We start from the raw sequence: 20,278 nt of genomic DNA on the forward strand, positions 1-20,278 counted from the left end.
GTCGCCGTCGCCGTTCTCGTAGAACAGGAAGTGCTCATGCCGCAGATCACCGTCGACTACTCGGACCGGCTCGTGGACGTCTTCGACCGGCCCGGGTTCGCCAAGGCGCTGCACGACGCCACCGTGGAGATCGCGGCGGCCAGGCCGCAGGCGTGCAAGACGCGGTTCCGCCGCACCGAGGACGTGACCGTCGGACCCGACACCGGGGGACACGCCCACGTGCACGTCGGCCTCGCCCTGCTCCCGGGGCGCAGCGACGACACCAAGGCGCGGCTGACCGAGCGGACGCTGGAGCTGCTGCGCGAGCACATCGGGACGGTCGGGGGCCTCACCCTGCACGCCTCGGCCGAGGTGCGCGAACTCGACGCGTCCTACCGCAAGTTCGAGACCGCCTGAGGGAGCCGCCCGATCGATCAGGCGGCGAGGGAGACGAGCCGGGTGACCAGGTCCGCGAAGGGCCCGTCACCCGGCTCGTCCTTCAGCAGCGGCTTCAACAGGGCCGCCGTGGGCCCGTCGTGGGCCGCGCCCACCGCGACCAGCGCGGCGAAGTCCTGCACGAGCTGCACCTCCAGCTCCTCGCGCGGCACGCGCCGGCCGTCCAGCCACAGCAGCGCCGTGGACTCCGCGAGGGAGATCCACGAGCGGACCACCAGTTCCAGGCGCGCGGGCGGCTCCTCGATCCGCAGGTGCGAAAGGATCTGGACATACGCGGCCTGCCGCACGGAGTCGACGAGCGCGTTCGTCGTGGACGAGCCGACCGCCGGGCCGCCGCGCATCAGCGCCGAGAAACCGGGTCCGTGGTCGTCGACGAAGTCGAAGTAGCGGCGCATCACCCGCAGCAGCCGCGCCCCCAGCGGACCCTCGTGCGGCTCCCGGAAACGGTCCGCGAGATCCTCCGCCGCGCGCTTCAACGCGGCTTCGTACAGGCTGAGTTTGCCGGGGAAGTAGTGGTAAACGAGCGGGCGGGAGATGCCGGCCGCGGACGCTATCTCGTCGATGGAGACCTCGTCCGGGGAACGGCGGGCGAACAGTTCGAGGGCGACGCCGATCAACTGCTGCCGCCGCTCCTCCACTGTCAATCTGCGGCGAACCCCGGTAGTCATACGAACACCTTACCGATCGGATCCGGCCGCGAACGGGCCGGAAGGACCAGGAGCGTTCAGAAGGGTTCAGGGACCACGGGGGGCTCGCCCGCGCTCACCGCAGCCCGTGGACCGTCCTGCCGTCGGCCAGCCGACCCGCCAGCTCCGCCTGGCTGCCCTGCGAGGCCCGGAGCGTCAGCAGGTTGCCCTCGCCGGAGCCGGTCACCCCGCCCGTGGCGCGGATCGACTCGGTGCCCTTGGCGCCCGCCGCGAGCAGGTACCAGGTGCCGCCCTGCGACTTCCACAGCACCCCGGCCAGCACGTGCGGGTCGCGCTGCCCGCAGGCCGGCACGTCCCCGGCCGTCGCCACCGCCGCCCCGAACAGCCCGCCCGGCGTGCGGAACTGGGCCAGCACCCGGCTGCCGTCACCGCGCCAGGTGTCCGCCCGGGTGCACACCCAGGTCGCCGTGCCGCTCCCGTCGGGCAGCGGCTGGCGCGCGTACTGCCAGGCGTTCACCGTGCGCACGCCCTGTCCGCGCACCTCGCCCAGCGAGCAGGCGAACGGCGCCCAGGTGCGCAGCCCCAGCGCGCCCGTCGGGTCGTGCTCGGCGGTCGGCCGCCCGGACGTGAGCAGCGCCGGCACCAGCTCGCCGAGGTCGCTCAGCAGGTGCGCCCCGGAGGCGTCGGTCACCTCCAGGACGTTCCACGTCGTGCACGCCCCGCTGCGGGTCGCCGGGCTCGCCAGCGGGGAGGTGATCCCGTCGGTGAGCGTCAGGGCCATCTCCCCGGCGCCCGGCTTGGACAGGTCCCGCTCGGTCGCCTTCGTCACCCACGGGGCGGTCAGGTAGCGGACGTTGCCGTCGGACCGGCCCAGCACCACCGCGCTCGCCCCGGCACCGCTCGCGCCGTCGACCCGGGCGAAGTCCAGCGCGGCCCCGGCCGTGCCGTCCTTCGGCTCGGCGTACCGGGCGATGCGCAGACCGTCGTACAGGATCACCACACGGGCGCTGTCGACGGCGCCCGCGTACAGCAGCTGGGGCGGTCCGGCCGGGCCGCCCGACGGGGTGCCCGGGGTCGCCGAGACCCGCACCGACCCGCCGGGCCGCGCCCACACCGCGAGCGCCCGCCGCAACAGGGCCTTGTCGCGCGTCAGTTCGCCGCGCGCGGGCCACACCGAGAAGTCGGTGCGCGGGGAGGTCCGCCAGTCGGCGGGGGAGACCTTCACCAGCCGGCCCGGGTCGAGCGCGGCCTCGGCCGCGGGGTTGCGCGCGTACGACGGGGCGGCCGCGCCGTCGGGTCCCCAGCCGTCGCCGGGCAGCGCGAGCAGCGTCCCGCACACGGCCAGCGCGGCCGCCGCGACCAGCGCCGCCCGGGCGTGCTGGCGGCGGCGCATCAGGTCGGTGGGCCGCGCCTGCAGCGAGCACGGGTCGAACGCGGGCGACTCCAGCAGCGCGTACCGGGCGGGCACCGTGTCCGCCTCGCGCAGCGCCGCGTCCGGCTCCTCGACGCCGCACTCGGTGAGGATCCGGCGCACCTCGCCGTCGGTCAGCCGCTCCATGCCGCGCAGCACGTACGCCGCGCGGGCCGGCCCGGACAGCGCGGACAGCTCCTGGTCCAGGGCGAGTTCGTCGGCGCCGCCGGAGCGCGGGAACAGCTTCAGCCCCCGCACCTGCGGCAGCAGCGGCGGCAGCTGGGCCCGCTTCGGCCAGGCCCGGCGGCGCAGCGGCAGGCCCGCCTCCAGCGCCGTGCGCACCACGCGCTGGCGGACGTAGGCGTACCCGGGGTCGCCGTCCCGGCCCGTCGACTGCGCCGGGATCACCGGGGCGGCCGCGCGACTGCGGGGCAGGGCCCGCTGCGCGAGGGCGTGCGCGGTCAGGACCCGCCGGCTGCGGCCGAGTCCCGGGGGCAGCAGCAGATGGGCGAGCCGGACGAGACGCGGGTAGTGCTCGACGAGCGCGGCCTCGGCCTGCTCGACGTCGACGACCCGGTCCGCGGGGGAGCCGGGGGCGGGGCGCTGGGCGACATCCTGTGACTGCACGTCCGGGAGAACGAGCGACGCCGGGCCCGGTCACCGCCGGACGGACCAGTCACCCGTCCGTGTGCCCCGCTCCGGCCGGGGGCGCGTCCACCAGGGCGCGGGCGTAGCGGGCCATCGACCGCTGGTAGCGCGGGAGATGGGCGGCCAGCGCCTCGAGCACCAGGGCCAGGCCCTCGCGGTCACGGTCCAGGCTCGACAGGCACAGCGCCAGCGTGGCGCGCACGGCGTCGTCCAACTCGTCCGACCGAGCGGTCAGTTCCGGCGTCAGGAGAGCGACGCCCTCCTCCGGCCTGCCGATGTTGCGCAGCGAACTGGACAGCTGGATCTTGGCGCGCCGGCCCTTGTAGCCGCTCACCTCGGACAGGCCGCGCTCCAGGGCCTCCCGGTACAGCGGGACCGCCCGGTCGGAGTGCCCGGTGGAGTCCCAGGCGCACGCCTGCTCGAACGGCCCGAGCGGGCTGTCCCCGGGCAGCTCGGCGACGAGCCGGTCGATCACCGCCCGGAAGGCGGGGGCGTCCTCCTCCGCGTAGGCGTCGAAGGTGTCCCAGGCGGCCGTCACCCGCTTCTCCCAGTCATCGTCCATCTGGGCACCTTCGCACACCCGTCCCGATCGGCGCCGGTATTTTGAGCGCTCCGGACCCGGGAGCCGTATCGAGGGCGAGGCCCTGAGGGAGGAACAGATGAAGGTGACCCGACCGATGCTCGCGGTGGCCGGCGCCGCCGCGGTACTGACGCTGGCGGGATGCACGTCCGGGACCGAGCAGCGGGCGACGGTGCCCGTGACGGCGACCGGCAGCCTGGAGCACCTGGCCGCCGAGGTGAAGTGCACGCCGAACATCCAGATCGACGCCGACGAGATCCGCCAGGCCGTCTGCAAGGACGCCGGGGGCGCGAAGGGCGCCCAGGGCGCCAAGGGCGGGGCCGCGGGGAAGTTCATCCTCGCCACGTTCGCCACGGACCGCGGCCAGCGCGAGTGGATCAACGGGGCCAAGGACTACGGCGGTCACTACCTGGTCGGCCGCAAGTGGGTGGCCGTGGGGGAGACCGGCACGGTCACGGCGCTGCGCCGGACCCTCGGCGGGGACATCGAGGAGGGCACCGACCACTCCGCGCACTCCGGTCACTGAGGTTCCCCGGCACGCGGCGGTACGGACCGAAGAAGCCGGCGGCGAGATGTTCTCGCCGCCGGCTTCTTCCGCGCGGGCCTCCCGAGCGGGCCCGCTCAGTGGATCACTGGCACTTCCTGCCGCCGTTGATGCAGTTGACCATCTTGTTCATCAGGTTCGCGGAGAAGAAGTTGATGAAGTCGTTGTGGTCGGTCACCGGCTTGTGCAGCTGCTCCGGGAAGGTGTCCACCGCGTAGGGGTTGACCACCTGGCCGTTCTGGAGCTTGGGCGCCGGGACGTTGTAGACCAGCCGGACCTGGAGCTGCGGGATCGCCTTGAAGCCGTTGGCGCAGGTGCCGTCGGCCTGGACGAACGCCACGTGGGTGCGGTGGTTGGCGCTGTCGATGTTCTGGCCGTCCCAGCAGCTCTGGAAGTTGGTCGTGCGCACCACCTGGCTGCCCTGGGGGCAGATGGGGTACTTGTCGTGCAGCTGGACCTTGTTCTCGAAGCCGGTGCAGCTCCAGTTGACGTTGGCGTTGCCGAGGCCGTTGACGAAGGACTTGGCGTCACCGGTGATGATCCGCAGGGCCTGCGGCATCGCGACGACCTTGCCCCGCTTGTTGCCGACGAACTTCAGCTGGGCCTGGGCCGGCTGGAGGATCTTGCCGACGTTGCCCTCCTTGCCGCCGCCGTCGTTGTTCTGGTCGAAGTCCTTCGACCCGTCCTGGACGCGCAGCACCGGCCAGAAGTACGACGACTTGTCGCCCTGGTTCTGGCAGCTGCTCTCGGCACCGGCCAGCTCCTGGTCGCTGGCGAAGGCGTCGTTGTTCTGGTTGCCGACGTAGTCGTGCAGGTGGTGGGCGCCGTTGGTGACACCGGGCGCGACGATCACGTTGTCCGTGTTGTGGTTGTCGTTGCCGTTGGTGCCGCACCGGGTGGTGAAGCTGCCCGTGGAGCCCGACCGGCCGTTGGCGCGCAGGCCGTTGGTGCCCACGCCGAGCTGGGCGCTGCCGCCCTGGACCTTGGTGATGTCCACGAAGTCCGACGCCACCGGGCCGTTGCCGCCCTGTCCGCCGTTGCCCTGCTGCTGGCCGCCGTTGTTCTGACCGCCGTTGTTCTGGCCGCCGGTGTTGTTCTGCTGCCCGCCGGTGTTCTGCTGGCCGCCGGTGTTCTGCTGCCCGCCGGTGTTGTTCTGCTGCTGGCCGCCGTCGTTGTTGCCGCCGGCGTTGGTCTGCGGCTGGGCGGCCTGCGTGGTGCAGGCGGCGAGCTGCTTGAGCGCGTTGTCGAAGTTCCCGCCGACGCGCTGGATGTCGATGCGGATCCGGTCGATCGTCGCGGACCGCTTCTCCTTCAGGGGGCCGACGATCGCGTTCTGCACGAAGCTCGCGTCGTTGGTCTGCGCCTGGCGCGTGGAGGCGAGCCGGTTGTAGGCCTCGGTGATCTGCTTGTCGAGGTTCGCCAGCTCCCTGTCCACGCCGTAGCGCGCCGCCCGCGGCACGTTGGTCAGCTTCTGGCCCACGTCCGGGCAGGAGATGGTCGCCACCTGCGCGGCGGCGGCCTTCGTCCGGTTCTGCTGCCACGGGTTGTTCGACTCGTGCGCAGAGGCGTAGAAGTTCGCCCAGATCAGCCCGCCCCCACCGAGCGCTAGGGCCGCCGATGCGGCTATGGCCTTGGTGGCCATCGACGAACGGCGTTTACGTGTGTTGCGTCCCATGGAACTCCTCTGACTTCCTTGCGGGGCAGCATCGAGGCGCCCGACAGGAGTGAAGCGGCGCCTTTCCATACGGACGCCGCCCCACGTGTGTTCAGCCGTCTCAGGAATTCCTCAGGGACCCACGGGCCAGGTGCGACCCAACTCACCCACTCAGCACACCGGTTGGCGGGTCACCGGTCCCGGTCGAGGTGGGCGAGCACGGCCAGGACCCGGCGGTTGTCGTCGTCCGACACCTCCAGGCCCAGCTTGATGAAGATGTTGGCGGTGTGCTTGGCCACGGCCCGCTCCGTCACCACCAGCTTCCCGGCGATCGCCGCGTTGGACCGGCCCTGCGCCATCAGCTCCAGCACCTCCCGCTCGCGCGGCGTGAGCCGGTCCAGCGGCCGGTCCGCGCCGCCGCCCCGCGCCAGCAGCTGCTGGATCACCTGCGGGTCCATCGCCGTACCGCCCGCCGCTACCCGGCGCACCGCGTCCACGAACTGCTCCGCGTCGAACACCCGGTCCTTCAGCAGGTACCCCACCCCGCCCCGCCCGTCGGCCAGCAACTCCCGCGCGTACAACTGCTCGACGTGCTGCGAGAGCACCAGCACCGGCATGCCCGGCCGCTCCCGGCGCGCCCGCAGCGCGCACTGCAGCCCCTCGTCGGTGTGGGTCGGCGGGAGCCGGACGTCGACCACCGCGACGTCCGGCTCCAGTTCCGCGAGGGCCCGCTGCAGCTCCGGCCCGGTCTCGACGGCGGCGGCGATCTCGAAGTCGTAGGCCTCCAGCAGCCGCACGAGCCCGTCCCGCAGCAGGAACAGGTCTTCGGCTAGGACAACGCGCACGGAATCTCCAGGGTCACCAGCGTGGGACCGCCCGCCGGGGAGCTGACGGCCAGGACGCCGTCGAACGTACCAAGCCGGCGCTCCACCCCGGCGAGCCCGGATCCCGTCCCGACCGTCGCCCCGCCCCGCCCGTTGTCCGTCACGGTGGCGCGCAGCATGCCGTCGGCGTGGTGCAGGTCGACCCAGATCCGGTCGGCGCCGGAGTGCTTGACCGCGTTGGTCAGCACCTCGCTCACCGCGAAGTACGCCGCCGACTCCACCGGCGCCTCCGGCCGGCCCGCGAGGTCCACGGACACCTCGGTGGCCACCGGCAGCCGCAGCGCCAACGCCCGCACGGCGTCGCCCAGTCCGCGCTCGGCCAGCACCGGCGGGTGGATGCCCCGCACCAGGTCGCGCAGCTCCGACAGGGCCTCGGCGGAGGACTGCCGGGCCTGCGCCAGCAGCGCCCTGGCCCGCTCCGGGTCCTTGTCGATCAGCACCTCGACGGTGCCCAGGTCCATGCCCATCGCCACCAGCCGGGCCTGCGCCCCGTCGTGCAGGTCGCGCTCGATCCGGCGCAGCTCGGCGGCCGAGGCGTCCACCGCGTCGCGCCGCGTCTCGGTCAGCACCCGTACCCGCTCGGCCAGTTCCTCCTGACTGGGGCTGAGCACCGCCCGGGTCAGCCGGAAGTGCGCGGTCAGCAGGTGCGGGCCGTAGCGGTAGCCGAGGAACAGGAACCCGCAGGCCAGCGGGACCGCCCCGAGCGCCGAGAACGGGCCGGACACCGGCAGGAAGGCGTACCAGTACGTGCCGCCCGGCGACTCGGCGTACGCCCGCCACAGGCCGAGCGCGAGCGCGAACCCCTCGACGGCGTAGAGCACCAGCACCGCCGGGAGCAGCGCGGTGAAGAAGCCGGCCGTCATGTCCACCGGCAGCAGCAGCACGTCCCGCCAGGTCTGCCGGTCGCGCAGCAGCGCGAAGGTGCGCGTCCACGGGTTGGCGCCCTCGGGGAGCGGACGGTACGCCGTCTCGATGCGCACCCCGCACCAGTCGGCGGCGAGCCTGCGCCGGGCGTCGGCGAAGGCCCGTACCGCCGCCAGCACCGCGGGCGTGGTGACGAGGCCGACGCCGATCGGGATCAGGCCGATGGACAGCAGGGTCAGCACCAGGCACAGGATGCTCACCGGCAGCATGGCCACGGCCAGCGCCAGCCCCCGGACGGCGGCCAGCACCATGGCCCGGGTGCGCGCCCGGACCTCGTCGCTCCTCGAGTGGGTGTTCATGACGCCAGTCTGCCGACCCGCCGGACGCCGGTCACGGGGCCGAGGGCCCCGGTCGGGGGGTGGTGCCAGGTACACCGCCGGGCCCGTGCCCGGCCGCCGCGAGGACCTCGGCCTCGCGGTCCGGGTCCAGCCCCTTCGCCGTGCGGTCCGGCCGCATCGGCGCCGTGCCGCCGATCTCCCGCAGCCACGCCCAGGTGTCGGCGACGGTCTCCTCGACGGGGCGGCAGCGCAGGCCCGCCGCGAGCGCCCGCGACACGTCCGCGGCGTGCAGGTGGTCGTGCATCTCGCTGTCCGGCGGCACCCACACCGGCAGCTGGGTCCACGGCTCGACGCCCGCGTCCAGGATCACCCGCGGGTCGGTCCAGCACAGCTCGGCCGGTCCGCCGGTGACCGCGGCGCACGCCTGGAGCAGGGTGCCCATGGTGGCGTGCCCCGACGGCCCGACCAGCGTGTACGGACCGCCCAGCTCCCGCTCGGCCGCCCCCAGCGTCCACGCGGCGAGGTCGCGCACGTCGACGTACTGCAGGGGCAGGTCCCGCGGGCCCGGCGCGAGGACGCGGCCGCCGCGGGCGATCCGGGTCAGCCACCAGGGCAGCCGGCCGACGTTCTCGTACGGGCCGAGGATCAGCCCGCACCGCACCAGCAGGGAGCGGTCCTCGCCGAACTCCTGGACGGCGGCGATCTCGGCGCCCCGCTTGTCGCGCGCGTAGTCCGTGAGGTCCGCGTCCGGGTCGGCGCCCGACACCAGCGGCGCGTCCTCGGTGTGACCGGCCGGGGCGGGCCAGGCGTACACCGAGGAGCTCGACACGTACGCGTACCGTCCGGCGCGGCCCCGCAGCAGCCGCGCCGACGCCCGCACCGCGCGCGGCGCCGCCGACCAGGTGTCGACCACGACGTCCCAGGTGTCCGTCGTCCCGGCGAGGGCGGCGAGCCCGTCGGGCGCCGTGCGGTCACCCCGCAACAGCCGGACCCCGGACGGTGGCTGGTGCCGTCCCCGGTTGAGGACGGTCACCTCCCATCCCCGCCCGAGGGCCGCCTCGACGACGGCCCGTCCCACGAACTCGGTCCCACCCAGCACCAGAAGTCTCATACCGCCGACTGTGCCGGGTGCGGACGCGGGACGGAACGGCGCTCTGCCGTCAGCAGACGCTCAACGCCCGGCCGGCGGCACGTACTTGTAGCCGACCCGGCGCACCGTCTGGATCGACGCGCGGTGCGATGCGCCGAGCTTGCGGCGCAGCCGCGCCACGTGCACGTCGACGGTCCGGCCGTCCCCGACGTGCCCGTAGCCCCACACCGTGGTGACCAGCTGGTCGCGGGTGTGCACCCGGTGCGGGTGCGCGACGAGGTGGGCGAGCAGCTCGAACTCCAGGTACGTCAGGTCGAGTTCGCGTCCGTCGACCCACGCGGTGCGCTGCACGGGGTCGATCCGCACGAACGGCTCGGCCCCCGTCCGCGCCTCGGGCGCCTCCGATGTCTCGGACGCCTCGGGCGCCTCCGGGGCGTCGGGGACCGCCACCGGTAGGAACGGCGGCTGCTGGTCGGCCGGGACCAGCACCAGGTAGCCGATCATCGGCGGCTGCCCCGGCAGGGTGGGCAGGGTGTGCGGGGGAGCGGGCAGCCAGGTGGCGCCCGGCGGCAGGAAGTCCGTCACGTCCACCACCTCGTCCCGGTCGACGGCGCGCAGCCGGTGCCGGGCGGCGGACGGGACGGAGGGGAGCGTGGCGGCGGAGGACAGGGTACGGGTGGTCGCCATGAGAGGTCAGCTTTCGCGCGAGAAGGTCGTCAGGGACGGACGTTCACTGCGCGCGGGCCGAAGGCCGGGCGTACGGCGTGGGAGGCCGTGGGCGGCGTTAGAGGGCCGGCGCGTTCGTCGCGCGGCAACACACCCGGTCGAAGTCGTGGTGCTGACGGGACGGCCAGAAGGGCTCGAGGTCAGGACGACGACCCGTCGCGCTGCACCCCTGGTATCCGGTCATGGCCCCATTGAAGCAGACACCGGTGCCGGAGAGGAGTCTCCTTCCACACCCTGGACGCCGGGCATCGCCATTCGGACACCCGGTGGCGGGCGGTGGGGGTACCGGTCGGCACCCGGCCGCCCGGCCGTCAGCCGACGGGTTCCGCCGTGGCCAGCAGCGTGCGGACGGCGTCCCGCAGCACGTCGTCGGGATGGGGCCCGTCGTCCGGGCCCAGGCCGCTGACGACCCGGCGGTCCGCGTCCGCCACCTCCCGCAGCGGGGCCGTGGCCCAGCGGGGGAGCAGGCCCATCCGGGTCAGCTCCCGCACGGCGTCGAGCCGACTCCGGTGGTAGCCCTCGCCGGCGGCCGCCCGCCGTGCGAGCGGCTCCACGGTGTCCTCCGTGCGGCCGGTGACGCGCCACACCGCGCGGGCGGCCGCGGCCCGGACCTCGGTCGGGGTGCCGGGCGTGAGGCGTTCCTCCGCCCAGGGCAGCAGGGGAGTTCCCGCGGGGCCGAGGTCGCCGACGAAGTCGAGCCAGGTCCCGGGCCCCTCGGCCCGCAGCCGGTCTAGGGCCGGCCCGGGGTCCCCCGTCACCCGGTGGTGGGCCATCGCGGCGTACAGCGCGACCGTGGAGTGCCCCCCGCCGGTCGCCTCGGCCAGCAGCGCCCGCGCGGCCCGGTCACCGGCGGCCGGACCCAGGGCGCCGAGCAGCGCGACCGCCGTCCACGCGTGACCGCCCTCGTAGCGGGAGACCAGCGGCACGACGTCGTCCACCGCCGCCACCGCCACGGCCGGGTACCGCTCCAGCACCCGGAGGAGGTCCGGGTGACCGTGCCCGATCCGCCGGGCGACCGCCCGGGCCACGGGCAGCGCGGCCGCCCCGAACGCCTCCGTCACCGCTGCGGCGGCCCGCGCCACGCGGTACGCGCCGGGCGGCGGACCGGGCGCGCCCTCCACCAGGCGTACGGCCTCCTCGACGGACTCGGGCGCGCCCGCCACGGCGAGCACCGTGACCGCCTCGGTCCGCACCGGCACGTCCCGCGCCAGCAGCGGCCGTACCCGGTCCCGCACGGGTGCGTGCAGCCCGGGCGGCAGCGCGCGGCACAGGCGCGCGAGGCGCAGCAGCTGCCAGGGCGGGTCCTCGGCGTCCAGCTCGCGCAACGCCCAGGGCAGCGCGCCGGCTTCACGGTCGCGCCAGTGCTCGGTGACCTCGAAGGCGAGGGGCACGCCCGCGGCCGCCGCCCGCAGGGCCGCCCCGGGGTCCGCCAACAGCCGGTCGCCGAGGCGCTCGTGGCGCCCCGGCCACTGCGGGGCCTCGTCGAGCTCGTACGGGATCTCCCCGTACGCCCGCGCGCAGACGTCCACCAGGTCGTCGGGGAAGGGCGGACCGGTGGTGCGCAGCAGGTCCTCGGCCGCGGCGAGCCGGACCTCGGGCGCGGGGTCGGTGAGCAGGGGGTGCCGCCAGGCGCCGTCGCCCGGGTCGAGCAGCGCCAGCGCGGTCACGAGGTGGCCCCGTACGGCCGGTTCGGGCTCGGCCGCGAGGCGCGCACGCAGCAGGGGTACGACGTCCGTCCGGCCGCAGGCGACGACCAGCGGGAGCACCGCGTCCCGTACGGCGGCGTCGGGGTCGTGCGCGGAGGGGAGCAGGCCGGGCAGCTCGGCCGCCACGGCGTCCCGGGCCGGCCGCCGGGCGTCGGGCCAGTCGGGCCGGTCCGCGAGGTCGCCCAGCAGCCGCAGGAGGTCCGCGCGGTGCGCGGGCACCTCCCGGGCCAGCCGGGCCAGTTGGGGCACGGCGTGCGCCGTCGCCACGGCGAAGTCGTCGTCGCGCCAGGTGGCGGAGAGCAGCGTGTGGAGGGCGGCCTCGCGTGCGTCGGGGTCGCCCGGGGTGCCGGTGCCCCCGGTGTCTTGCCTGCCTCCGATGCCCAGCGTCGCCAGCAGCGCCGCGACCTCCGGTGCCCCCTCCGCCCCGCCGTCGGTCTCCATGGTCCGGACGATACCGGGCCGTTCGGGACGGCGAAGGGGCGCCCGCCGTGCGGCGGGCGCCCCTTCCTCGGTGGTCGTGGGTCAGACCTGGCCGGCCTTCTCCAGGGCGGAGCAGCACGTGTCGACGAGGAGGCGGGTCACCACGTACGGGTCGACGTTGGCGTTGGGGCGGCGGTCCTCGATGTAGCCCTTGCCGTCCTTCTCGACCTGCCACGGGATGCGCACCGAGGCGCCGCGGTTCGAGACGCCGTAGGAGTACTGGTCCCACGGGGCCGTCTCGTGCAGGCCGGTCAGCCGGTCGTCGATGCCGGCGCCGTAGTTCTTGACGTGGTCGAGCGGCTTGGAGCCCTCGCCCAGCGACTCGCACGCGGTGATGATCGCGTCGTAGCCCTCGCGCATCGCCTTGGTCGAGAAGTTGGTGTGCGCGCCCGCGCCGTTCCAGTCGCCCTTCACCGGCTTCGGGTCCAGCGTCGCGGCGACGCCGAAGTCCTCGGCGGTGCGGTAGAGCAGCCAACGGGCCACCCACAGCTGGTCGGAGACCTCCAGCGGGGCCAGCGGGCCGACCTGGAACTCCCACTGGCCGGGCATGACCTCGGCGTTGATGCCGGAGATGCCCAGGCCCGCCGTGAGGCAGTGGTCCAGGTGCGCCTCGACGATGTCCCGGCCGAAGATCTCGTCGGCGCCCACACCGCAGTAGTAGCCGCCCTGCGGGGCGGGGAAGCCGCCCTTGGGGAAGCCGAGGGGGTGGCCGTCCTTGAAGAACGTGTACTCCTGCTCGATGCCGAAGATCGGCTCCTGCGCGGCGAACGTCTCGGCGACCCCGGCCAGCGCGGCGCGGGTGTTGGTGGGGTGCGGGGTGAGGTCGATGTTCAGGACCTCGCACAGCACCAGGATGTCGTCGCCGCCGCGGATCGGGTCCGGGCAGGTGAACACCGGCTTGAGCACACAGTCCGAGGCGTGGCCCTCGGCCTGGTTCGTGGAGGACCCGTCGAAGCCCCAGATCGGCAGCTCGGCACCCTTGGCGTCGTCGGCCAGGACCTTGGTCTTCGAACGCAGCTTGGCCGTCGGTGCGGTGCCGTCGATCCAGATGTACTCAGCCTTGAAGCTCACGGGACACATCCTTCGGGGGTGGGTCTGGGCGCGTCGTGCGGGTGCTGCGGCGCTGCGGCACCGCCCGGTGTTGCCCGTGAGCCTGTCAACAGGCGATTTCCCGCCCATTGCCCAAGTGTGAACCCCGTGTTACCGGGAGGTGCTGTGGCACGCCTCACCCGGTGAGGGGACCGGCGGCGCGGGAACCGGCCGTCCGCACTCCGGTGACGGGGGCCGGGGTGCGCGGCCGGTACGGCTCGTATGCGATGGGGTTGGGGGCCGGGGCAGAGGTGCCTCCCCCGGCCGTCAGCGGCTGGGCGTCACCCCACCTTCTGGATCAGGGCCCGGCGGATCAGGAACTTGCCGGGCTCACGGACCTGTTCGAAGGCCGCGTTGTTCAGCAGGACGCAGCTGCCGGAGACCGAGGTCACCTCGACCGTCGTGGACTTGTTGTTGTCCAGGTTGGTCACCTTCAGCTTGGTCCCGGCCGGGAACTGGTTGCTCGAGGCCGCGGGGGCACCGGCCTCGCCGGAGAGCGTGACGGTCGAGCCGTTGCAGACCTGCTGGCCCGCGGCGGCACCGTTGTTGCCGGCGTTTCCCGCGGCGTTGCCGCCGTTGCCGCCCGGCGCGGTCTGCGCGGGCGGGGTGGTGGCCTGCTGGTTGCCCTTGCCGTTGCCGTTGTTGCCGTTCGCGTTCCCGTTGGCGTTGGCGTTGGCGTTGCCGTTCGCGTTCCCGTTGCCCTGCTGGCCGTTCTGCGCCGCTTGGGAGCCCTGAGCCGACTCCCCCACGACACAGCCCGACGCCTTCTGCTGGACCTTGATCTGCTCGATGACCGCCTGGCGGTTGGCGATCCGGGCCTGCGACTGGGCGTCGGGGGCGGACCGTTGGCCCTCGATGAACCGCTCGTTGTTGCCGAGGGCCGTGGCCAGCCCCTGGCAGACCGACGACTGGGCGGCCGTCTGCGGGGGCGGGGCGGCGTTGGAGGTGGACGCCATGACGAAGGCGCCGCCTCCCGCCACCGTCGCGGCGCTCACCAGCAGCGCGACCTTCTTCTTCGTACTGAGAGTTCTCCTGCGCGACATGCGCGCCTCCTGAAGAGGTAGGGGAGCGTACGCCGCTATGTACGAGATACCGAACGCGGTGACTCAGCCGGGAGCGGGAGTCGTCAGGGTGACCTGCGTCACGCCATTGGGGTTACCGGGACAGGGCGTCCCGCACCGCCTCCTCCGTGCGGCCCACCACCGCCGTGCCGTCGTCGGCCGTGATGATCGGGCGCTGGATGAGCTCGGGGTGCTCGGCGAGCGCGGTGATCCAGCGGTCGCGGGCGCCCTCGTCGCGCGGCCAGTCCTTGAGTCCGAGTTCCTTGGCGGCGGGCTCCGGGGTGCGGGTGACGTCCCACGGTTCGAGGCCCAGCCGGCCGAGGACCTCCCGGATCTCGTCCTCGGTCGGGACGTCCTCCAGGTAGCGGCGGACGGTGTAGTCGGCACCCTCCGCGTCGAGCAGGGTGAGCGCGCTGCGGCACTTGGAACAGGCCGGGTTGATCCAGATCTCCATGGGGCTCACGGTAGCGGGCGTGCGGCCTGAATGCGCCTGTGGCCAGGGGCTTTTGTCAGTGGGGGGCGGTAAAATAGAAGCAGTGTTCGAGGATGGGACCCGGGGCGTCCGGGTCCGGTCCTGACCGCGACAGGAGGATGCCTGTGCCCGCTGCCGCCATGAAGTCCACGCCGCTGCCGACCCAGTCCACCGCGAAGCGTCCCGTCCTGCTCGACCTGCCCTACGAGCCGGTGGAGAAGCGCCCGCTGCCGCCCGGCCGGCCCCGCGAGTGGTACGTCGGCCACAACCGCCGCCTGAAGGCGATGCGTCTGGCCATCGCCCTGCTCGACTCGGGCGTCTACCTGCCCCAGCAGGCCCGCAACGACACGATCCGCACCACCGCCGAGACGATCGGTGTGCACCCGCCGTCCGACACCACGTGCCACATGGTGCGGGCGCTGATGAAGTACAGCCGTTGAGGCTGTTGCTGTTGCTGTGACGGGGCCCGGCGCCGGAGTGGGGCCGGGTCCTGTCCGTGTGCTGCCGCGGGCCGTCGGGGGTCGCTCGCGCAGTTCCCCGCGCCCCTGGGTGGGTGCGCGCAGCCGCGTTGGGATGTTCCGTTCCCCGCGCCCGCGCGCCCCCGATGCTCCAGGGCTTCCCTCACGGCCGGCCGCTCAGCTCCCTCTCCAGCGGTGTCCGGAAACGGGGGGTCACCCTCGTGTCGTCCAGCCATGCCCGCAGGGTCGCCGCGGCCTCCTCCACGGCGGCCTCCGCCTCCCGGCCGACCGGCTCCAGCAGCCGCCACACCACCTCCCCGGAAGGACGCTGGGCCCAACTCCCCACCACCCGCCCGTCCCACCACACCGTCGGCCCCACGTTGCCGCTCCGGTCGAACAGCGCGTCCCGCAGCTCCGGTGCCAGGTACCAGTCCCGCTGCTGCCAGCCCATCGCCGTCGGATCCAGCGCGGGCAGCAGCGCCGCCCAGGGCTCCGCGGCGGCTTCCGGCACGGCCTCCTCGTCGTCCTCCGTGACGTACGCCGGCCCTTCGTCGACCACGACCTCCCGCGCCCCGATCGCCGCGAGGGCGCGCCGCACCTCCGTGACCCGCCACCCCGTCCACCACTTCAGGTCCGCCTCGGTGGCCGGCCCGCACACACGGAGCCAGCGCCGCAGCAACTCCGCCTGCGCCACGGACGCGTCCAGCTCCGGGTGCGCGGGCGCGAGCGCCCACCGGAACTGGCTCGACGTCCAGGAACCCAGCGGCCGGCCCCGCACCACCTTGCCCTCGACGCCCAGCACCTTCAGCAGCCGCGTGCCGACGGTGTGCACGCCCTCGTAGCTCTTCCCGGCCGCGTACACGAACTGCTCCCGCAACCGCGGCTCCTCGCGCGCCAGTTCCGCCGCCGTCGCCTGCCCGAGCCGGCCCAGCGCGGCCAGCGCCGACTCCTCGACCTCCTTCAGCCACACCGCGTCCGGCGCCCCCGCCTGCGCCATGCTCTTCAGCAGCATCGCCCGCTCCCGCGCCGCCACCGTGAGCCCCGTCGAGGCGTGCACGACCGCGGTCAGGTCGGTCGGGAAGACGAACACGGTGTGCCGCATGCCGTGCATCCGCACCAGGGACCCGTCCTCGTACAGCGCCCGGTCCGTGCGGGCCACCGTCGACGCCGGGTCGGTCAGCCGCGCCCCGATCGCCAGGTACACCGTCGCCGGATCGCTCCCGTGCAGCGCCACGAGCGAGTCGGCGACGTCCTCCGGGCCCCCGGCCCGCGCCCGCGCCGTGAGCCGGTGCCGCAGGGCGAGCCGGGCCCGCCGTTCCGCCGCGCCCACGTACCGCCGTCCGTCCGCCATGCCGACCTCCCAGGTCGCCCCGTCCTCCGCCGCGCCGCCGGCCCCGGTCGCCGGCCCGCCCCTCCATCGTGCCCGCCACCACTGACAACGGCCCGTCACCACGGCGGGGGCCGGGCCCGGTCGGGGCGTGCCGGGAAAAGCAGGTGCACGGTGCGTGACCGGATCCCTACGCTGGAGCCCGCGGGACGGAGGGGACCGTCACCGCCCGTCACCCACCCACACCTACGGAGGCCCGTCATGGGGACCATCGTCCTGTCCGGGACCCTCGTCCTGGTCGTCCTGGGATTCGGAAACCACCTCTACTGGCTCGCCGCGGTCGCGGTGCTCCTCCTGTACGTGCGCCACGGGCACGGCACGTCGTCCTCCGTGCCGCCCGCCGCGGGACCGGCCGGTGGCGCGGCGCCGACGTCGTACAAGGCGTACCGCGACCGCCGGGACACGCAGGCCAAGTGGGAGCGCCGCTACCGTCGCGAGCGCCCCTTCGAGGCCCGCCGCCAGGCGCGCGAGAAGACCAAGTAGCGCCTCAGAGGCCGGGGGCGCCCCACACGGGGAACCACCGGCCGAGGTCCTGCTCGATGCCGAGGTCGCCCGCGAGCGCCCCCCGCACCTGGAGTTCGAGCGCGTTGTCGCGCCGCTGCCCCGCACCGGGCAGCGGCGCGAACGGGTAGAACGTGCCCCGCTTGTACAGGTAGACCAGGGCCAGGCGCCGGCCGTCGTCCGGGTCGGCGGCGCGGAACCCCGCGAGCGAGCACAGCAGTTGCGGGCCGAAGCCGTTGACCTCCATGGAACTGTTCACCGCGTGCAGGTCGTTGACCAGGAGGGACAGCTCGCCGGGGGAGCGGCGCGAGACCAGCCAGGAGTAGCCGTGGTCGTCGCGGACGAGGTCCACCGGCGGGCCCGTGCGGTCGGTGTCGGCGTCCAGCAGCGCCCGCACCTCGCGGTGGGTCTGCTCGAAGGCGGCGCCCTCCACCGTGGCGAAGCACACCGCGCCGTGCCCGGTCGGCGTGAACCCGGTCGCGGCCTCCAGCGTGACCGCCGCCGAGGGCAGCGCGAACAGCCGGTCCAGGTCGGGCGCGACCGGTTTGGTGCGGCCGAGCAGGATGTCGAGCAGCCCCATGATCAGTCCCTCAGTCCCGGCCGGGCGTGGCGGCCTCGCCCAGTTCGGCGGAGATGCGGGCCAGCTGCTCGACGCGCTGCCGGAGCGGCGGGTGGGTGGAGAAGATCCGCTCGATGCCCGGCTCGCGGCCGGCGGCCGGGGTGAAGTAGAAGGCGTTGAAGGCCTGGGCGGTGCGCAGGTCACGGGTCGGGATCCGGGCGATGTCGCCGGACACCTTGGTCAGCGCCGACGCCAGCGCGGAGGGCCGGCCGGTCAGCAGCGCCGCCGCCCGGTCCGCGGCCAGCTCCCGGTACCGGGACAGGGCCCTGATCAGCAGGAAGCTGAGCGCGTAGACGGTGATCGACACGCCCATGATCGCGGCGAGCACGGCGGCGGTGTTCTGGTCCCGGCGCCCGCCGAACAGCCCGGAGTAGAGGGCGAACCGCACGATCAGCCCGGCGATCACGCCGAGGAACGACGCCACGGTGATCACGGCGACGTCCTTGTGCGCCACGTGCGACAGCTCGTGCGCGAGCACGCCCTCCAGCTCGGCGGGCTCCAGCCGCCGCAGCAGCCCGGTCGTCACGCACACCACGGCGTTGTCGGGGTTGCGCCCGGTGGCGAAGGCGTTGGGCATCTCCATGACGGACACGGCGACCACCGGCTTGGGCATGTCGGCCAGCGCGCACAGCCGGTCCACCACGGCGTGCAGCTCGGGGTACTCCTCCCGCTCCACGACCCGCCCGCGCATCGCGAACAGCGCGATCCGGTCGGAGAACCAGTACTGGGCGCCGAGCAGCCCCGCCGCCACGACCACCACCAGCACCCACGACTTCAGCAGCAGCACCAGCGCCACCACGAACGCCACGTACAACAGTCCCAGCAGGAACAGGGTGACCGTCATGCGCACGGTCAGCCGCGGATCACTGCGAAAACGACTCCGCATCTTCCACCACCCAGCACTCGGGCACTCGTCCCTCAAGCCAGTGTGCCTCCACCCCTCCCCATGAACCTCTCCCGATCGGGCCTAGGAGCAGCAAAAGGTCCCGGTGCGCGTCGCGAGGAACGGGAGAAGGGGCCGCGGGCCCGGGAGGGCGGGCCCGTCAGCGTGCCGCCTCCCGTGCCGCCCGGGCCCGCACCACCGGATCGGGATCCTCCCGCGCGACCCGCTGCGCCCGGGCCCGCGCGCTCCCGCCCCGGCGGAACGACAGCCGCAGCGCGCCCACGCGCACGTGCCGGGGCCGCCCGGCGTCGAGCCGTTCGCCCAGCCACTCCTCGGACAGCAGCTGTGCCGAGGGCTCCACGGCGAGCACGGTCTCGCGCACGACACCGGGCGCCGGGTCGTCGAGCAGCGGCTGCAGCCGTCGTACGTCGACGACGTCGAGCAACCGCAGCCCGGCCACGGCGCGGGCCCGGACGGCGGCCGAAGGATGGCCGAGCAGCGCCCACAGGGTGCCGGCGTCCGTCCGCTCCCCGCACTCCGCGAGCCCGATCACCGCGCCCGGCGGCAGCAGCGGATCCCCGGTCCGCGCGCACCGCTCCCGGTACCAGGCCACCGGATCGTCCCCGGCCTGCCGTACGACGTACCGGGCGCAGGCCCGCACCACCGCCGACCGGTCGGCCAGGAACGGCACCGCCCGCTCGGGTTCCCCGGTGCGCCGCAGCGCGGTCACTCCGGCGGACCGGGCCCGCGGCGAGCGGGCCCGGAGCAGCGGACCCACGACCTCCTCGCAGGGCCGGCCCTCGGGCACGGCGGCCAGGGCGGCGTCCGCGCACAGCGACTGGACGACCGTGTCCCCGTCGCCGGCGGCGGTACGGGCCAGCTCGGCGGGGGAGAGGCGGCCCGTCTCGACCGCCAACCGGTGGACGTGACGCCGCACGGCCCGGTCGTCGTGGGCCGGCAGCGCGGCCGGCCACGCCCGGGAGGGGTCGCTCAGCACCTCGTCCAGCAGCGCGACGGCGAAGCCCCCGCGCTCCCGCCGGCCCACGAGGAGGATCACGGGCGCGAGCGCGACGGCGGTCTCCAGGCCGTCCCCGCCGACGGCGTCCCCGTCCACGCGTTCCCGCAGCACCTGCCGCGCGGCCTGCCGCACCGGCGCGACCCAGTCGGCGGCGCGCACGACGAGCAACGGCAGGAGGGAGGGACGGTCGGCCACCCCGCGTACGGCGGCCTCCCGCAGCCGCCCGTCGCGGTGGCACAGGGCGAGCGCGTACCGCGAGGCGTCGAGCCCGGCCGGATCACCGGGCAGCGGGGCGACGTGCTCCCACTCGGCCCGCACCGCCCCGGCATGCCACCAGGTCCCGCGCCGCGCCCCCGCGTCCAGTGCGAGCCACGCCGCGGGGTCGTCCGCGTCCAGGACGCTCTCCACGGCCTCGCCCCGCGCGAGCCGCACCGCGGCGGCCTCTCCCGCACGCGGGTCGTCGTCCACGCGCACCTCTAGTACGGCGCCTGGAACCGCGCGTACCCCAGCACCAGGATCACCGCCACCACGCAGCCCAGCACGATCGCGGTCGACGCCCACGACGAGCGCCGGGCCGTCCTCGGCTCCGGGTCGGCGCGGAACGGCTGGGGCCGCGGCGGGTCGTTCTTCCAGCGGGCGGCGAGCATCCGAGCCCGCGCGGAGGGCTCCTTGTGCTCGGCGTCGTCGGCCCACCGCAGGTCGTACTCCCGCTGGGTGTCGTCCTGTTCGGACATCCCCGTGTCTCCCCCGTCACCTCGTCGAACAGCTGCGCAGGAACGATAC

At 74.4% G+C, this 20,278-nt stretch carries 21 protein-coding genes; 4 read left to right on the forward strand and 17 right to left on the reverse strand.

Annotation, left to right across the window (positions count from 1 at the left end; translation table 11 throughout):
* The first annotated feature begins 36 nt into the window (after nucleotides 1-36).
* Nucleotides 37-396: a 5-carboxymethyl-2-hydroxymuconate Delta-isomerase gene (locus AQJ30_RS10185; RefSeq protein ID WP_067231540.1), complete on the forward strand. Its 360-nt coding sequence runs from the start codon at nucleotides 37-39 to the stop codon at nucleotides 394-396.
* A gap of 17 nt (nucleotides 397-413) precedes the next feature.
* Here the strand turns inward: AQJ30_RS10185 and AQJ30_RS10190 are convergent, their stop codons facing one another.
* The 3 genes from AQJ30_RS10190 to AQJ30_RS10200 all read right to left on the reverse strand — a co-directional run bounded on the left by AQJ30_RS10190 (nucleotide 414) and on the right by AQJ30_RS10200 (nucleotide 3,703).
* Nucleotides 414-1,103: a TetR/AcrR family transcriptional regulator gene (locus AQJ30_RS10190; protein ID WP_107119543.1), complete on the reverse strand. Its 690-nt coding sequence runs from the start codon at nucleotides 1,101-1,103 to the stop codon at nucleotides 414-416.
* 94 nt (nucleotides 1,104-1,197) lie between these two features.
* Complete coding sequence (locus AQJ30_RS10195; RefSeq protein WP_067231545.1) at nucleotides 1,198-3,120, reverse strand: hypothetical protein; 1,923 nt, start codon at nucleotides 3,118-3,120, stop codon at nucleotides 1,198-1,200.
* Nucleotides 3,121-3,169: 49 nt separating this feature from the next.
* Complete coding sequence (locus AQJ30_RS10200; protein WP_107119544.1) at nucleotides 3,170-3,703, reverse strand: tetratricopeptide repeat protein; 534 nt, start codon at nucleotides 3,701-3,703, stop codon at nucleotides 3,170-3,172.
* Nucleotides 3,704-3,800: 97 nt separating this feature from the next.
* Between AQJ30_RS10200 and AQJ30_RS10205 the strand changes: the two genes are divergently transcribed.
* On the forward strand, nucleotides 3,801-4,247 hold the full coding sequence (locus AQJ30_RS10205) for a hypothetical protein (protein WP_211278957.1): 447 nt from the start codon (nucleotides 3,801-3,803) through the stop codon (nucleotides 4,245-4,247).
* Between the two features lie 103 nt (nucleotides 4,248-4,350).
* On the opposite strand, the gene AQJ30_RS10210 is transcribed toward AQJ30_RS10205, so the two are convergent.
* From AQJ30_RS10210 to AQJ30_RS10250, 9 genes are all read right to left on the reverse strand, one after another.
* A complete protein-coding gene (locus tag AQJ30_RS10210; protein ID WP_067231550.1) occupies nucleotides 4,351-5,940 on the reverse strand; it encodes a DUF1996 domain-containing protein in 1,590 nt (529 codons plus the stop codon).
* Nucleotides 5,941-6,110: 170 nt separating this feature from the next.
* Nucleotides 6,111-6,764, reverse strand: coding sequence for a LuxR C-terminal-related transcriptional regulator (locus AQJ30_RS10215; protein ID WP_067231551.1), 654 nt, complete (start codon nucleotides 6,762-6,764; stop codon nucleotides 6,111-6,113).
* The gene (locus AQJ30_RS10220) at nucleotides 6,749-8,026 is read right to left on the reverse strand and encodes a sensor histidine kinase (RefSeq protein ID WP_067231554.1); all 1,278 of its coding nucleotides are present in this window, start codon (nucleotides 8,024-8,026) and stop codon (nucleotides 6,749-6,751) included. The genes AQJ30_RS10215 and AQJ30_RS10220 overlap by 16 nt, the downstream gene beginning before the upstream one ends.
* Before the next feature lie 31 nt (nucleotides 8,027-8,057).
* On the reverse strand, nucleotides 8,058-9,116 hold the full coding sequence (locus AQJ30_RS10225) for an SDR family oxidoreductase (protein WP_067231557.1): 1,059 nt from the start codon (nucleotides 9,114-9,116) through the stop codon (nucleotides 8,058-8,060).
* A 60-nt stretch (nucleotides 9,117-9,176) separates the two neighbouring features.
* Nucleotides 9,177-9,782: a winged helix-turn-helix domain-containing protein gene (locus tag AQJ30_RS10230; protein WP_067231559.1), complete on the reverse strand. Its 606-nt coding sequence runs from the start codon at nucleotides 9,780-9,782 to the stop codon at nucleotides 9,177-9,179.
* Nucleotides 9,783-10,132: 350 nt separating this feature from the next.
* On the reverse strand, nucleotides 10,133-11,968 hold the full coding sequence (locus AQJ30_RS10235; protein ID WP_067231562.1) for a HEAT repeat domain-containing protein: 1,836 nt from the start codon (nucleotides 11,966-11,968) through the stop codon (nucleotides 10,133-10,135).
* 81 nt (nucleotides 11,969-12,049) lie between these two features.
* Nucleotides 12,050-13,078 (reverse strand): glutamine synthetase, encoded by a 1,029-nt coding sequence (glnII, locus tag AQJ30_RS10240; RefSeq protein ID WP_067231564.1) that lies wholly within the window; start codon nucleotides 13,076-13,078, stop codon nucleotides 12,050-12,052.
* A gap of 299 nt (nucleotides 13,079-13,377) precedes the next feature.
* A complete protein-coding gene (locus AQJ30_RS10245) occupies nucleotides 13,378-14,139 on the reverse strand; it encodes an RlpA-like double-psi beta-barrel domain-containing protein (protein ID WP_067231566.1) in 762 nt (253 codons plus the stop codon).
* A gap of 112 nt (nucleotides 14,140-14,251) precedes the next feature.
* Nucleotides 14,252-14,611 carry an arsenate reductase family protein gene (locus AQJ30_RS10250; protein ID WP_067231568.1) on the reverse strand — a complete coding sequence of 120 codons (360 nt, stop codon included), beginning with the start codon at nucleotides 14,609-14,611 and terminating at the stop codon, nucleotides 14,252-14,254.
* A gap of 143 nt (nucleotides 14,612-14,754) precedes the next feature.
* Here AQJ30_RS10250 and AQJ30_RS10255 point away from each other — a divergent pair, with 143 nt between their 5' ends.
* The gene (locus AQJ30_RS10255; RefSeq protein WP_067231571.1) at nucleotides 14,755-15,069 is read left to right on the forward strand and encodes a hypothetical protein; all 315 of its coding nucleotides are present in this window, start codon (nucleotides 14,755-14,757) and stop codon (nucleotides 15,067-15,069) included.
* Between the two features lie 181 nt (nucleotides 15,070-15,250).
* Here AQJ30_RS10255 and AQJ30_RS10260 read toward each other — a convergent pair whose 3' ends face one another.
* Entirely contained in the window at nucleotides 15,251-16,438 is a 1,188-nt protein-coding gene (locus AQJ30_RS10260) for a winged helix DNA-binding domain-containing protein (RefSeq protein WP_067231573.1), read from the reverse strand.
* A gap of 237 nt (nucleotides 16,439-16,675) precedes the next feature.
* Between AQJ30_RS10260 and AQJ30_RS10265 the strand changes: the two genes are divergently transcribed.
* On the forward strand, nucleotides 16,676-16,957 hold the full coding sequence (locus AQJ30_RS10265) for a hypothetical protein (protein WP_067231576.1): 282 nt from the start codon (nucleotides 16,676-16,678) through the stop codon (nucleotides 16,955-16,957).
* A gap of 4 nt (nucleotides 16,958-16,961) precedes the next feature.
* Here AQJ30_RS10265 and pspAB read toward each other — a convergent pair whose 3' ends face one another.
* The 4 genes from pspAB to AQJ30_RS10285 all read right to left on the reverse strand — a co-directional run bounded on the left by pspAB (nucleotide 16,962) and on the right by AQJ30_RS10285 (nucleotide 20,229).
* Nucleotides 16,962-17,555, reverse strand: a complete 594-nt coding sequence (pspAB, locus tag AQJ30_RS10270) for a PspA-associated protein PspAB (protein ID WP_067231579.1) — start codon at nucleotides 17,553-17,555, stop codon at nucleotides 16,962-16,964.
* A gap of 10 nt (nucleotides 17,556-17,565) precedes the next feature.
* Entirely contained in the window at nucleotides 17,566-18,480 is a 915-nt protein-coding gene (gene htpX / locus AQJ30_RS10275) for a zinc metalloprotease HtpX (protein ID WP_067231581.1), read from the reverse strand.
* 157 nt (nucleotides 18,481-18,637) lie between these two features.
* On the reverse strand, nucleotides 18,638-19,963 hold the full coding sequence (locus AQJ30_RS10280; protein WP_107119545.1) for a hypothetical protein: 1,326 nt from the start codon (nucleotides 19,961-19,963) through the stop codon (nucleotides 18,638-18,640).
* An 8-nt stretch (nucleotides 19,964-19,971) separates the two neighbouring features.
* Nucleotides 19,972-20,229, reverse strand: a complete 258-nt coding sequence (locus AQJ30_RS10285) for an SCO2583/SCO2584 N-terminal domain-containing protein (RefSeq protein WP_067231583.1) — start codon at nucleotides 20,227-20,229, stop codon at nucleotides 19,972-19,974.
* Nucleotides 20,230-20,278 lie beyond the last annotated feature (49 nt).

The sequence above is a fragment of the Streptomyces longwoodensis genome, assembly GCF_001514125.1.
GTDB classification, from domain to species: Bacteria; Actinomycetota; Actinomycetes; order Streptomycetales; family Streptomycetaceae; genus Streptomyces; species Streptomyces longwoodensis.

Excerpts from the sequence above, each read along its gene's own strand:
- AQJ30_RS10185 (WP_067231540.1), top strand. The coding sequence starts at position 37 with ATGCCGCAGATCACCGTCGACTACTCGGACCGGCTCGTGGACGTCTTC.
- AQJ30_RS10190 (WP_107119543.1), bottom strand. The coding sequence starts at position 1,103 with ATGACTACCGGGGTTCGCCGCAGATTGACAGTGGAGGAGCGGCGGCAG.
- AQJ30_RS10200 (WP_107119544.1), bottom strand. The coding sequence starts at position 3,703 with ATGGACGATGACTGGGAGAAGCGGGTGACGGCCGCCTGGGACACCTTC.
- AQJ30_RS10205 (WP_211278957.1), top strand. The coding sequence starts at position 3,801 with ATGAAGGTGACCCGACCGATGCTCGCGGTGGCCGGCGCCGCCGCGGTA.
- AQJ30_RS10210 (WP_067231550.1), bottom strand. The coding sequence starts at position 5,940 with ATGGGACGCAACACACGTAAACGCCGTTCGTCGATGGCCACCAAGGCC.
- AQJ30_RS10220 (WP_067231554.1), bottom strand. The coding sequence starts at position 8,026 with ATGAACACCCACTCGAGGAGCGACGAGGTCCGGGCGCGCACCCGGGCC.
- AQJ30_RS10225 (WP_067231557.1), bottom strand. The coding sequence starts at position 9,116 with ATGAGACTTCTGGTGCTGGGTGGGACCGAGTTCGTGGGACGGGCCGTC.
- AQJ30_RS10230 (WP_067231559.1), bottom strand. The coding sequence starts at position 9,782 with ATGGCGACCACCCGTACCCTGTCCTCCGCCGCCACGCTCCCCTCCGTC.
- AQJ30_RS10235 (WP_067231562.1), bottom strand. The coding sequence starts at position 11,968 with ATGGAGACCGACGGCGGGGCGGAGGGGGCACCGGAGGTCGCGGCGCTG.
- AQJ30_RS10245 (WP_067231566.1), bottom strand. The coding sequence starts at position 14,139 with ATGTCGCGCAGGAGAACTCTCAGTACGAAGAAGAAGGTCGCGCTGCTG.
- AQJ30_RS10250 (WP_067231568.1), bottom strand. The coding sequence starts at position 14,611 with ATGGAGATCTGGATCAACCCGGCCTGTTCCAAGTGCCGCAGCGCGCTC.
- AQJ30_RS10260 (WP_067231573.1), bottom strand. The coding sequence starts at position 16,438 with ATGGCGGACGGACGGCGGTACGTGGGCGCGGCGGAACGGCGGGCCCGG.
- AQJ30_RS10265 (WP_067231576.1), top strand. The coding sequence starts at position 16,676 with ATGGGGACCATCGTCCTGTCCGGGACCCTCGTCCTGGTCGTCCTGGGA.
- pspAB (WP_067231579.1), bottom strand. The coding sequence starts at position 17,555 with ATGGGGCTGCTCGACATCCTGCTCGGCCGCACCAAACCGGTCGCGCCC.
- htpX (WP_067231581.1), bottom strand. The coding sequence starts at position 18,480 with ATGCGGAGTCGTTTTCGCAGTGATCCGCGGCTGACCGTGCGCATGACG.
- AQJ30_RS10285 (WP_067231583.1), bottom strand. The coding sequence starts at position 20,229 with ATGTCCGAACAGGACGACACCCAGCGGGAGTACGACCTGCGGTGGGCC.